The 12,066-nt window shown below is 69.0% G+C and carries 10 protein-coding genes and 1 tRNA gene; 6 read left to right on the top strand and 5 right to left on the bottom strand.

What is annotated here, in order from left to right:
- The coding region (locus ACZ3TS_RS30330) for a hypothetical protein (RefSeq protein WP_467624176.1) at positions 1-193 on the top strand (193 nt) is incomplete at its 5' end.
- A 364-nt stretch (positions 194-557) separates the two neighbouring features.
- Here the strand turns inward: ACZ3TS_RS30330 and ACZ3TS_RS30325 are convergent.
- A complete protein-coding gene (locus ACZ3TS_RS30325; RefSeq protein WP_467624174.1) occupies positions 558-1,013 on the bottom strand; it encodes a hypothetical protein in 456 nt (151 codons plus the stop codon).
- Between the two features lie 616 nt (positions 1,014-1,629).
- Between ACZ3TS_RS30325 and ACZ3TS_RS30320 the strand changes: the two genes are divergently transcribed.
- Positions 1,630-2,514 (top strand): hypothetical protein, encoded by an 885-nt coding sequence (locus tag ACZ3TS_RS30320; RefSeq protein WP_467624172.1) that lies wholly within the window; start codon positions 1,630-1,632, stop codon positions 2,512-2,514.
- A 212-nt stretch (positions 2,515-2,726) separates the two neighbouring features.
- Here the strand turns inward: ACZ3TS_RS30320 and ACZ3TS_RS30315 are convergent.
- Positions 2,727-2,811, bottom strand: a tRNA-Ser gene (locus ACZ3TS_RS30315).
- Between the two features lie 339 nt (positions 2,812-3,150).
- Positions 3,151-4,635: a S1C family serine protease gene (locus ACZ3TS_RS30310; RefSeq protein ID WP_467624170.1), complete on the bottom strand. Its 1,485-nt coding sequence runs from the start codon at positions 4,633-4,635 to the stop codon at positions 3,151-3,153.
- Positions 4,636-4,916: 281 nt separating this feature from the next.
- On the opposite strand from ACZ3TS_RS30310, the gene ACZ3TS_RS30305 reads away from it, so the two are divergent.
- The 3 genes from ACZ3TS_RS30305 to ACZ3TS_RS30295 all read left to right on the top strand — a co-directional run bounded on the left by ACZ3TS_RS30305 (position 4,917) and on the right by ACZ3TS_RS30295 (position 8,394).
- Positions 4,917-5,726: a glycerophosphodiester phosphodiesterase gene (locus ACZ3TS_RS30305; RefSeq protein WP_467624168.1), complete on the top strand. Its 810-nt coding sequence runs from the start codon at positions 4,917-4,919 to the stop codon at positions 5,724-5,726.
- Positions 5,727-5,918: 192 nt separating this feature from the next.
- Entirely contained in the window at positions 5,919-6,461 is a 543-nt protein-coding gene (locus tag ACZ3TS_RS30300) for an ATP-binding protein (RefSeq protein ID WP_467624166.1), read from the top strand.
- A 967-nt stretch (positions 6,462-7,428) separates the two neighbouring features.
- A complete protein-coding gene (locus ACZ3TS_RS30295) occupies positions 7,429-8,394 on the top strand; it encodes a DUF5926 family protein (protein ID WP_467624165.1) in 966 nt (321 codons plus the stop codon).
- Between the two features lie 256 nt (positions 8,395-8,650).
- Here ACZ3TS_RS30295 and ACZ3TS_RS30290 read toward each other — a convergent pair whose 3' ends face one another.
- Both ACZ3TS_RS30290 and ACZ3TS_RS30285 read right to left on the bottom strand, forming a co-directional pair.
- A complete protein-coding gene (locus ACZ3TS_RS30290) occupies positions 8,651-9,151 on the bottom strand; it encodes a hypothetical protein (protein WP_467624163.1) in 501 nt (166 codons plus the stop codon).
- 155 nt (positions 9,152-9,306) lie between these two features.
- Positions 9,307-9,972 carry a bifunctional DNA primase/polymerase gene (locus ACZ3TS_RS30285; RefSeq protein ID WP_467624162.1) on the bottom strand — a complete coding sequence of 222 codons (666 nt, stop codon included), beginning with the start codon at positions 9,970-9,972 and terminating at the stop codon, positions 9,307-9,309.
- 481 nt (positions 9,973-10,453) lie between these two features.
- Between ACZ3TS_RS30285 and ACZ3TS_RS30280 the strand changes: the two genes are divergently transcribed.
- Entirely contained in the window at positions 10,454-11,971 is a 1,518-nt protein-coding gene (locus ACZ3TS_RS30280; RefSeq protein WP_467624160.1) for a PP2C family protein-serine/threonine phosphatase, read from the top strand.
- Positions 11,972-12,066 lie beyond the last annotated feature (95 nt).

Here is a 12,066-nt window from a genome sequence, read left to right as displayed (position 1 = left end):
CCTGACCCTCGAAGAAGATCAGGATGATCAGAAGATCGCGAAGTGGGTCACCGTTCATCCGCCGATCAGCGGTCCGTTTTCACCCGTCGCCGAGATGTCCTGGACTGGCTTGACCACCCGCCGCGGCCGCTGGCCGAACACGAGGAGCCCTACTCCTCGATGCTCTGCTTTCTGTCCTTACCGGAGCGCCTGACCAGCTCACCCGCAACGAGGGTTGCGGTCGCCACGACACGCACCCACCGAGGGCCACCACGCGCCGCCCACACCACGGCGCCACATCCGGCCACCGTGAGTACCAGGACCACGCCGAGCAGACCTCATCAAGCACCCGTCGTCGCTTCGCTCCTCCGGGCAGGTCCACAGACTGCCCGACGCGCCGGAAGCTTACGGGGCCATGATCACTCGCGCCAAAGCAGCTCCCGGCCAAAGTCGCTACGCCGACCTCTCCTGTCGCCAACCGAGGGGACGTCGGGTTCCGGGGCGTGATCACGAGGTTGAGATCGACCAGATCGGCACCGTGAGCCCACGCGCGCCGTCCGCGACTGCTTCGAGCCTAGCTAGCTCCGGATGGCGCGGGCGAGCCAGGGGGTCAGAGTCACACGCTGGATCGGCTCTTTGTAGGTCTCGTCCCCGGGCAACGGGACGTTCAGCCATGCGCCGGGCGGGAAGACCCGCCCCGTCACGTAGGCCAGGCCACCGTAGACGGACCGCAGGAAGGCTGGGGCCAAGTCGCGGGGAACATCGTGGAAGGCGACGTTCTCGACACTGATCTTTGCGTCGCCCTCCGGGAAGATCTGTACGGTGACGGCCGGGGAGCCTCCCAACTCGATGAAGGCCTCGTGCGGCAGCGAGCCGTCCGGGTCGAGAACGGTGAACGCCCCGGCCGAGGTGCGGCGCGACGTCTGGTCTGCGCCGATGTCGTCGGTCACGGTCATCGCGAGGCCGTACTCCCGCGCGATCTCACGTATCGCGGTGACAGCGGCTTCGGTGGTGTGCAGATGTGGATGCGTCATGATCCCACTGTCGCAGCAGGCTGCTAAGGAATCCGGCCGACGGCGGGACGAGTGACGGCATTTGGGCTACCGGGTGCCGGCGCCCCATTCCAAGAGCTGCACGATCTGAGTCTGAAAAGCAGAGGGTCGGCTGTGTTCCCGTGCCCGTTGCGTGCCCGGTCCGGCGGTACGCAGCGGGGACTCACGGGGAACAGCGGCGCCGATCGCGCTCCGGCCCAGGTCAGTGCCCTGCCAGGTCAGCCGCGATCCGCATACAGCGTCTTCCGAACCGGTGCTCCAGGACCCGGGCAGCGGCGCTTGACTGGGGCATGAAGGCTCCAGCCCAAGGCAGCACCCCCACCGCGTGGTCCCGGGTCCCTTGTGTGCCCGACCGGTCGTGAGAACACGGACCGATGCTATGGATGTGGCGAACGGGACTTCTGAGGCCACTGTGACGTTTGCTAAAGCTCCAGCGCTTCCCTAGTGAGGCTTGACGGCCTCTCAAAAAGCAAGTTTTCGTCCGACTTGACCCTCAATGGCGCATGCGTTACGCGCCTGATCGGTCAAGATCGAAAAACTTCCTTGAGGGGAAACCTTGACGAGAAGTACCACGCCGAGACGCATACTGGCCCGGACAGTGGGCGTTGTCGCGGCAATGACAGTCGCGCTCACGGCTGCACCGCTGGTGGGCACTGCACAGGCCTACAGCGCGGAGTCGGGATCGCTGAGCTTCAGCGGCGAACCCGGCGAGCCCATTTCAGGCGGCCAGTCGTATGGGTACGAGGCTGGAGCGGTCCAACTGTTCGACGTCCAGGGCAGCAGGGACGAGAACAGTCTCACCGTCGCGATAGACGCGGACCAGGGCACACTCTGGCGCCTCATCGTCGCCGCCCCTGATGGTCAGAAGCTGGCAGAAGGCACCACGTACACCGGGGCGAAGCAATGGCCCTACGCCCAGCCGGGGGATCCGGAACTGGTGTTCGGCGGGATTGACAACGGGACCGAAAAAGGGTGTAACACCAACTCCGGCTCCTTCACCATCGAGCACATTGCTTTCGGCCCCTACGGCTACGTCCGCGAACTTGACGCCACCTTCGAGCAGTACTGCAACAGATTGACGGTGCCTCTGCGCGGTGCGGTTCACGCGGTCATGCCCGAACCTCCGGTTGAACTCGCCATGGGGATGAACACCGACCCCAATGGCACGGTGGACGTCCCAGATGGTCGGATCACCGTCGGTGGCACCGTGACGTGCAACAAGCCTGCGAGCGTCACGCTCACCGGACAGGTCTTCCAGATCCAGAAGGACGAGACGCCAGGTGCCTCCTATGAGACATACGTGGCCTGTACTCCGGGCGCGCCCGTCCCATGGTCCGTCAGGCTGACCAGCCAAGAACCTGGCACCTCGTTCCGGCCCGGCACCGCGACGATGCGCAGCAGGGCCCAAGCAGATGACCGGGACTACCCAGTGACTGTCGACACTGGACAGCAGGAGTCAGAGGTAACGCTTTCCAAGGGCTGACCCCAGGTGGCCGCAAGATCAGCTGACTCCATCGAGTTCTGTTCGTGACCAAGTCGATCGTCGGCTGGAAGAAAGTCCCCAACCCCCGCGGATAGCGTGCCCATCGCGTGCCCGATCGACCGGGGCCTGACGGGGAACCGCGGTGACTGCTGGAGAGAGCAAACGAGAACGGCCCCTGACCGACTTGGCTGGTCAGGGGCCGTTCACCTGCGCGGTGGGTGTGGGATTTGAACCCACGGTGGCTTGCGCCACGACGGTTTTCAAGACCGTTCCCTTAGGCCGCTCGGGCAACCCACCCCTGCGCCGCCCACCAGGGGCGGAGCGGGTACAGCGTACCGGCCTCACGCGTTTCGCGGGGTTCGTGGTCCACCACAGGTCCAGATCTCGAGAACTCGGCCGTTCCGGAGGGGAGCGGACCACCACTGATGCCGGTGCAGTCTGTCCTGCGACAGGGCCTGCTCGCGGCGGCTCTGCATCCCCTGAGATCTGTCAGGGTGATCACCATTTCCTCGATCGGGTGTTGCCGGTCCCCTGAGCCTGCCAGCACACTGAATCAATGCCGGGCGATGTCTCCAGAGCAGATGATTCCTCACCCCGTCGCCAAGTGCGCATCCGGTGCTTCGCGGCCGGTCGGGATCAGTTGTCGCCGACCCGGGAGCCCAAGGTGAGATCGACCGTGTGGGACTTGCCGTCGCGCTGGTAGGTGATCGTGACCTTGTCGCCCGGCTGGTGGGTCCAGATCTCGCCGATCAGGGTCGGGCCGCTGTCGATCACGTGGTCGTCGAGCTTGGTGATCACGTCACCGGGCTTGAGACCCGCCTTGTCCGCGGGACCGCCCGACTCGACCGCGGAGGAGCCGCTCGCACCCTGTTCGGTGATCTTCGCCCCGCCGGTGGTGTCGTCCAGCGACACCGTGGCGCCGATCTTCGCGTAGACCGGCTTGCCCGTCTTGATCAGTTCCTGGGCGACGTACTTCGCCTGGTTGATCGGGATCGCGAAGCCAAGACCGATCGAGCCGGACTGACCGCTGCTGCCCAGGCCGCCGCTGCTCGTGGACTGGATCGCCGAGTTGATGCCGATGACCGCACCCTGGGCATCCAGCAGAGGCCCGCCCGAGTTGCCCGGGTTGATCGAGGCGTCCGTCTGGAGGGCGCTCATGTACGACGCCTTGCTGCTGGAGCTGCCGTCGCTGGAGGCCACCGGGCGGTCCTTGGCGCTGATGATGCCCGTGGTCACTGTGTTCGACAGGCCGAAGGGCGCACCGATCGCGATCGTCGCGTCGCCGACCGCCACCTTGTCCGAGTCACCGAGGGCGAGCGGCTTGAGGTCCGAGGGGGCGTTCTTGAGCTTGACGACCGCGACGTCGTATCCCTCGGCGTGCCCGACGATCTCGGCGTCGTACTTCTTGCCGTTCGGGAACGTGGCCGTGAGCTTGCCGCCGTTCACCGCGTCCGCGACGACGTGGTTGTTGGTGACGATGTGGCCCTGGGTGTCGAAGACGAAGCCCGTACCGGTGCCGCCCTGGCCGTTCGTGCTCTCGGCCTCGATGGTCACCGTGCTCGGCAGCGCTTTGGCGGCCACGCTGGCGACCGAGCCGTTGTCGTGCTTGACGTCTCCGCCGCTGGTCGCCGCGGAGACGGTCGTGGAGCCGCTGGAGTCGTCGTTCTTGGCCAGCTGGTAGCCGATGCCGCCGCCGACGCCCCCCGCGACCAGCGCGGCGACGATGATCGCGGCGACCAGACCGCCGCGCCCGTTCTTCGGCTTCGGGGCGGGCTCCGGGTACGAGGCGCCCCAGGTGCCGCCCGGACCGCCGCCACCCGCGTACGCGGGAGTGGCCGGCGGAGGCGGCGGCCAGCCCGCCTCGGCGGCCTGGAACGCACCGGGCTGCCCCGGAGGCACCGGCGGAAGCTGAGCGGTCGGCGCGCCCTCCTGCTGCGGAGCGCCGGGCCCGTACGGCGCGCCCCCGGTGGGCGGAGTGCTCCTCCTGTCCGGACCGGATGCCGCGGCGGTCGGGGTGTGCCCTTCAGGGTCCGCGCCCGGCGCGGAAGCGGGAGTGTCCACCGGCACGGGGGGTGCAGACGGGGCCGGGGGTACCGCAGTGCCCTCGTTCTCGGTGCTCACAGCTTTTCTCCTCGTTCCACGGCTCTTCTTCTGGGTCGCACTCCGCCGCCCTCGCTCACTCTGCACGGCGCCCGGGCGCGTGTCAGCTGTGCATGTCCTTTTGTACGCCGTCAAGCTTTTCCCACCGGGCGTCAGGGCACCATAAGCGGTGGCTGTGGGTCCCCGACCTCCCTTTATATCGGACGCCCCCGAACAAAAATCTGCATTCCCGACACCTCGCCGACGCCCTCACGTCGCCTTCCGACCTCACACGGTCCCTGTGACGGTGGCACCATGACGCGGTGACCCACGCACGACAGCACCTGGTCCAGGTGGTCGCCCACCGCGGAGCCTCCGAAGAGGCCCCCGAGCACACCCTGGCCGCGTACAAGAAAGCGATCGAGGACGGCGCCGATGCCCTCGAGTGCGACGTCCGGCTGACCGCGGACGGGCATCTCGTCTGCGTACACGACCGGCGCATCAACCGTACGTCCAACGGCCGCGGCGCAGTCTCCGCCCTGGAACTCGCCGACCTCGCCGCCCTGGACTTCGGCTCCTGGAAGAGCCGCGACGAGGAGCCCGACTGGGAACACCGCCCGCAGGACCCCGAGGACACCTCCGTACTCACCCTGGAGCGCCTGCTCGAACTCGTCTCCGACGCCGGACGCCGCATCGACCTGGCCATCGAGACGAAACATCCGACGCGCTGGGCGGGGCAGGTCGAGGAGCGACTGCTGGTCCTGCTGAAGCGATTCGGTCTGGACGCCCCGGAGTCGCCGGCCGAGTCGTCGGTGCGGATCATGAGCTTCTCGGCACGCTCGCTGCACCGCGTGCGAGCCGCCTCTCCGACGCTGCCGACGGTCTATCTGCTGCAGTTCCTCTCGCCCCGGCTGCGCGACGGACGCCTTCCGGGGGGTGTCCGGATCGCGGGGCCCTCGATGCGGATCGTGCGCAGTCACCCGGCATACATCCAGCGGCTGAAAAGGGTCGGCCACCAGGTGCACGTGTGGACCGTGAACGAGCCGGAGGACGTCGATCTCTGCACCGAGCTGGGCGTCGACGCCATCATCACCAACCGGCCGCGCGCCGTGCTGCGCCAGTTGGGCCGCTGAGCCGCACCGGTTTCCCGCCCCGCATTCCTCCTCATAGGGGATGAGAATTGGCCATGCGACTACGGGGAGTGCACCGGCGCGTTCGGAACGTGTTCGACGTTATGAGTGCGTCAGCACACATACGGGGGCCGGTTTCCGGTCCGTTCCATTGGGGCATTCACTTCGTGGCGTGGGGCGAAGGAGGTCTCGGGGGTGGCGTTGGTGGTGGCACAGGAGGTGCCCACGTCGTCGAGCATGGCCGTACCCCATGGTCCTGCGGGCGTGGGGGAGGCAAGACACCGGATGCGCGATCAATTGCGTACTGGTGGCGTGTCGGAATCGGTCATCGACGATGCCGTACTGATCCTTTCGGAACTGCTCAGCAATGCCTGTCGTCACGGCAGACCGCTCGGCGACAGTCTGACGGGGGACGGGGATGTGCGTGCGGCATGGCGCTTCGACGCTTCCGGTCGACTCACGGTCGAGGTGACGGACGGCGGAGGCCCCACCCGCCCGATACCCGCGACCCCCTCGGTCACCGCGCACGGCGGCCGCGGGCTGAACATCATCACGGCGCTGGCCAAGGACTGGGGCGTACGTGACGACGTACGCGGCGAGGTCACGGTGTGGGTCGTCGTCCAGGACGACGTCGGCTCGGTGCACCGCCGCGACGACTTCGCTACGCGCGTCACGGCGCCCTCCGTGTCAGCGATATCCGACCTGGACTTCACGGACGCATTCGACGACTTGGACTGAGGGCCGTAGCGGCCGGCACGGGACGGTCGGGCGGAGGCGGTGAGGGTCGCTCCACCACTTGGGACCCGACCGGTCTGAGACTGGCCGGTTCGAGAGAGTCGGACTGAGAAGGTCGGAGAAGGTCGGACCGAGAAGGTCGCCACCACTCGAGAGTGTCCGGTCTGAGACGGTCGGACCGAGAGGGACGGACTGAACGGCGTCGGCCCGGTCCGAACGGAGACGGTCCGGAGCGAGACGTGGTCGGTCGATGCCGGACATGGTCGGTCGCGCCAAGACGCAGACGGTCAGTCCGAAACGGAGACAGCCTGACTGAGAGGTCCGGCCGGAAAGCAGGACGGTCAGAGGACGGTCAGATCCCAGACCGGGCGGTCCGGTATCAAGGCGAGACGGTCCGGTCCAGTCGGCCCAGTCGTGGACGGTTCGGCCACAGAGCAAGGCGGGCCGGTCCGAGACGAAGTCGGTACGGGCTCAAGACAGCCCGGCCCCGGACCACTCGATCCCAGACCGACCAGACAGGCCAGGCCGAGGCCGTACTGTCCCGGAGCAAGGCAGGCCCAGACCGAGACCAGGGCGGTCCGGGATCCCAGACCAGGGCGGTCCCGTCGAGACCACGACGGTTCGGGACCACAACGGTTCGAGACCACGACGGCTCGAGACCAAGACAGCCCAGTCCCGGACCACCGGAACCCAGACCACCGCGGGCCAGGACGAGACCACGACGGCTCGAGACCAGGACGCTTCGGTGCGAGACACGCCGGCCAGCCTCCTGCCCCGGACCTAGACACTCCGTGCCGCGGATGCACTCGCCCGGCCACTTCCGAGCAAGTCCGCACGGACGCTTCCGGCCTGGGCCGAGGCACCCCTTCGGGGACGACTCGGTGCGTTGTCCACAGGATCCCGTCGACCGCCGCACGAGCGGCTAGGCTCGCGCCCGTACGAAACGAGCCGTAACCGGGAGACACCCACGATGGCCAAGAAGCGACCCCAGACCAAGGCCAAGCGCCCGCAGCTCACGGATGCTGAGATCCCGGTCGTCGGCGCCCGTGAGCCCTGCCCCTGCGGCAGCGGACGCCGCTACAAGGCCTGCCACGGCCGGGCCGCCGCGCACGCGGCGACGGAGCTGGTGCAGCGTCCGTTCGAGGGACTTTCCGGCGAGTGCGACTGGGTGGCGCTGCGCGAGCTGGTGCCCGCGGCGACCGTCGAGTTGAAGCTCAGGGACGAGCTCCCCGAAGGCGTCCCGTCCGTCACGCTCGCCACAGTCCTGCCGATGGCGTGGCCGGCGCTGCGCCGCGACGACGGCTCGGTCCTGCTCGGCCTGCAGAACGACACGGCGTCGGGCGACATCAGCCGCGACCTCGCGGACACCCTCCAGCGCGCCCTCGCCGCCGAACCCGGCACCCCGGTCCAGGGACGCCGCGCGCCCGCCGACAGCCCACGGCTCCAGGACCTGCTGGACCCGGAAGGCGCCTTCGAGCCGGTCGTGCACAGCGGCTTCGAGTTCTGGGTCCCGGACGCGGAGAACGCGACGCCGGAGGTGACCGCTTCGCTGGAGCGGGCCAACGCGGCCGCCATCCCCACCGTGAAGCTGAAGGGCGTGGACGCCGCCTACTGGTGCGAGACCCCCGACAAGAACCATCTGCGGTGGGTCATGCCGCACCCCGAGGAGCGTCTTCTGGACGCTCTGGCGCGGCTGCACGCGGCCGGTCAGTCAGGTCTCGGGGAGGGCACACGCCTGGTCGGCTCCTTCCGCGCGCACGGACTCACGGTGCCGGTCTGGGACCTGCCGAGCGGGATGAGCGCGGAGGACATCGAGAAGCCGACGGCCGAGTTCGCCGAGCGTCTCGCCGACGCACTCGCGTCACACGCGCCACTCACCGCGGACGAGCGCCGGGCGCGCGGCGGGCTGACCAACCGACAGGTGACGCTCAGCTGATGCACAGCCTTTGTCTGACCCACCGGTCAGCACGTCCAGGACTCTCGCGGCGGGTGACTCCTGTCACAAGTCCCCGCTGCGAAGGTTAAATCCGTGTCCGAATAGCCGAGATCGAATTTGCGAACCGCCGATCTCTTGTTACCGTTCCAGTAGCCCGGTTGCTGGTGCATCCCCCGTCGCCAGCAACCGGGTCTTTCCATGTGTGTGTACGGCCCGGAGCGGAGATCCGCGTCAACTGCCGTGTGAAACGGGCGAGTTACCGTCCGTTCCCCTGGACCACGTCGCTTCCGGAGCGCAGCATCAGCGGTCCCCGTTCGTCGCCTCCGGCGAACTCCGCGACCGCCGAGTACGCGCCCGGCTCGCCCTTCAGACGCTGCCGCGGCGTCTCACAGGTCTCCGGGTCGTCGGCGGCGGCCACCGCGCAGTGCATCTCGACGCTGTGCCCGTCGAGCCCCATGAAGCTCAGGACGGAACTCAGTTCCTCGCCGGTGGCATTGCGGTAGTACGTGCGCGCCCAGGTCTCCTGGCCCTGTGTCATGACGCAGGTCTGCGCCTCGACGCCGTCCACGGAAGAGAGTTGGGGACCGCAGCTGGCGGCCGTGGCGAGCCCGAGGCCCTGCAGCGGGGAGCGGGAGGAGACCGGCCGCTTCTCGTCATCGTGTGCGGGCGGGCGGATCGCGGCGCGGTCCGCTTCGCCGACCGGTCCGGCGGACGCCACGGCGAGCGGCAGTGCGGCCACGGCCACCACCACACCCATGAGCGCGAGCAGGCGGATCCTGCCGGGGTCCGGTCGGCCGCGGGCCCGCGGGTCTCTTCCGTGCCCCCGTCTCCCCTGTCCCCCACGACGCATCACCATGAGGCCGAAGGTATCGGCCGATCACGGGCGCCCGGTTCGCCGCGCGCCCGACACCCTCACAACTCGGGTGCGCTCACACCCGTACGAGTGAGGGCGTCCACGACGGCGTCCACGACCGCCTCCACGTCGGGGACCCAGGGCGAGGCGGAGCCGGGCAGCGGCGCGCGCTCCCAGCGGATCTCCCCGTGGCCGGTCTCCGAGGGTGGCAGCGCGAGATAGCCGCCCTCGCCGTGGAAGCGCAGTGAGCCGGGGACGAAGTCCTTCGCGTAGAGCAGCTCGCCCAACTGTTCCATCGAGTAGGGCGCCACGAGGATCGCCCAGCGGTGCGGCGCCGCGACGACGGGGCCGAGGCGCATGCCCTTCCGGTCGAGTGCGGCGAGGGCACGCGAGGCCGCGAGGGCGGGCAGGCTCACCGCACAGGGCGCCCGGCCTCCGGTGGCCAGCACGATCGGTGCGGACGGCCGGTTGCCCCACCACCAGCGCACCATGCGCTCGTCGGTGGTGGCCGCGAGCAGCCCGGGATCGAAGGGGTGCGCGCCGGGCACCGTGCACTCCGGATCAGGGCACCCGCAGCGGGCACGCCCCTGCGGGTCCGGTGCCACACCCGGGAGAACGGGCCACTGCCATTCGGTCGCGAAGGTCAGGGCCGCGCTGATCAACTCAGGCCTTCCGTCGTTCCGCCTGGACAGGAGCCTGCGTCGCCTTCCGAGGATCTCGCGCATGAGCGCTCGTTCCTTTCCGTTGCACGCCTGGCAACACCGAGGGCCACATCACACCATGTGTCGATCACTTCACTGTGCGTACCTACTGGCGCATCACACCCTTGCCTTGGGCAAGGGGAACCCCTATGGGCCGAGCGTTGGCTGCGTCCGCGTCCATACTGCGCCCACCACAAGCATGGGCATGGCGTGGGGTGGCGGCACCTGGCGATTTGCCGTCCCGCTCTTACTCTCCGCCTCCGCCAGGGGAGGATGGGGCTCGGTCGTCGGTGGTTAAGACGCCCGGGTCCGGCGCCAGGTTCCGGGTAGCTCCCAACCACCCCTGGCCTTCACCGAGTACGTACCCATCACGACCGCTGTGACGCTCCGTCGAGCAAGGCCAGTCGACCGCAATAAGGGGATACCTGAGGCTGTTTTAAGCCAACTTTGCTTTTCCGCAAGAGAGTAGGAGAGCCCCACAGACACCAGGAATCCCCGCAGGACAATGCTGGACATCCCCTCACGAGTGCGTGTACATGTGGAGACACTGCTAGCGGCGCAGATTGACATGGGGGTTTGCGATGCTATCGAGCAATACGCGCCGGTTCGAAAGCCGGACGCCATGAACGCCCCTCACCCTCCGAAAGTGGCCGGAATCGATTCAGCGGTTCCCCCGCCCGCACACACTGTCGCGCCGACGTCTGCCGCCACGGCTGTCCCCTCGGCCACCTCCGCCGCCCCCGCCTGCCCAGGAGCCCTTCTTCAGGACCGGCTCGCCGGCTGGGTCTCCGATCTGACGACGCTCCACGAACTCACCGAACGCCTGGTGTGCACCGACTCACTCGCGGAAGCGCTCCACGAACTGCTGCGCGCCGGAGCCGCCCTCGTGGGCGCCCGGCGCGGTCTCGTCGTACTGGAACCACGCGACGGCCTCGGACCCGACACCACGATCGGCCTGGGCCTGGCCCGCGCCGACCTCGGGCACATCGAGACCGTGCCGCGCAGCTCCATGTCGTACGGCAGGATCCTGGACGGACTGCCGGGCGGCGAGCGTGAGATCGCCCAGCCGGATCTGTTCTCCGAGGACGGGCTCGACCCGCGCCACCGTGAGGTGGCCGCCCGGCTCGGCTACGCCGCCAGCTACGCACTCCCCCTGTCCAGCGAGGCGGCCGGCCGTCTCGGCGCCGCCGTGTGGCTCTACGACGAACCGGCCGAGCCGGTGGAACGCCGGCGCCACCTGGTCGGCCTCTACGCCCGCTACGCGACCGAGCACCTGGCGCGGCTGGTCGAGATCGAGCGCACGCGCGCGTGCATGACGACGATCACCGAAGAGCTGCTCCCCGCCCGGCTGCCCCGGGTCGCCGGCGTCCAGCTCGCCGCTCGGCGCCTCACCGGCCCACGCGGGGGCGGCGACTGGTACGACGCGCTGCCTCTGCCCGACGCCGCGCTCGGTCTCGCGGTCGGGTCCGTCACCGGCGCGGGGCCCAGCGCGATCGCCGCGATGGGCCGGCTGCGGGCCTCGCTGCGCGCGTACGCCGTGATGGAGGGCGAGGACCCGGTGGCGGTCCTGTCGGACCTGGAGCTACTGCTGAGACTCACCGAGCCCGCCCGCTCGGCCACCGCCCTGTTCGCGTACTGCGAGCCCGCGCTGCGCAAGATCACACTCGCCGGGGCCGGGCACAGCCCGCCGCTGGTGACCGGCCCGCGCCGCACGGAGTTCGTGGAGACCTCCCTGTCGGCACCCTTGGGGATGCTCGCCTGCTGGGAGGCGCCGAGCATCGAACTGACCGCGGAGCCCGGCGAGACCGTGCTGCTCTACACCGACGGCCTGCTGCACCGCACCGGCGATCCCATGGACCGCGCCTTCGCCCGGCTGCACGCGGCGGCCGCCAGCGTGCCGCGGCCGGTGCGCACCGACCCGGCGGCCGTCGCCGATTACGTCCTGCGGACGGTGCTGCCGGACTGCTCGGGCCGGGCGGAGAGCGCCGAGGACGTGGTCCTGCTGGCGGCGCGCTTCGAGTGAGGGCACGACTGCCTTCGGTGACAGGTCTTCCGGCCACGAGCCGCCTTCTGTACGACCGTACGATGGACGAGGTCCAGTGCCGTATCCAAGGAGGA

The organism is Streptomyces sp. NPDC022910 (genome assembly GCF_055561075.1).
The sequence above is the reverse complement of the archived record's forward strand: the minus strand, read 5'-3'. Positions and strand labels throughout refer to the sequence as shown.

What these genes read in the sequence shown, in the direction of transcription:
- ACZ3TS_RS30325 (WP_467624174.1), bottom strand. Translation starts at nt 1,013, where the DNA reads ATGACGCATCCACATCTGCACACCACCGAAGCCGCTGTCACCGCGATA.
- ACZ3TS_RS30295 (WP_467624165.1), top strand. Translation starts at nt 7,429, where the DNA reads ATGGCCAAGAAGCGACCCCAGACCAAGGCCAAGCGCCCGCAGCTCACG.
- ACZ3TS_RS30290 (WP_467624163.1), bottom strand. Translation starts at nt 9,151, where the DNA reads ATGGGTGTGGTGGTGGCCGTGGCCGCACTGCCGCTCGCCGTGGCGTCC.
- ACZ3TS_RS30285 (WP_467624162.1), bottom strand. Translation starts at nt 9,972, where the DNA reads ATGCGCGAGATCCTCGGAAGGCGACGCAGGCTCCTGTCCAGGCGGAAC.
- ACZ3TS_RS30280 (WP_467624160.1), top strand. Translation starts at nt 10,454, where the DNA reads ATGCTGGACATCCCCTCACGAGTGCGTGTACATGTGGAGACACTGCTA.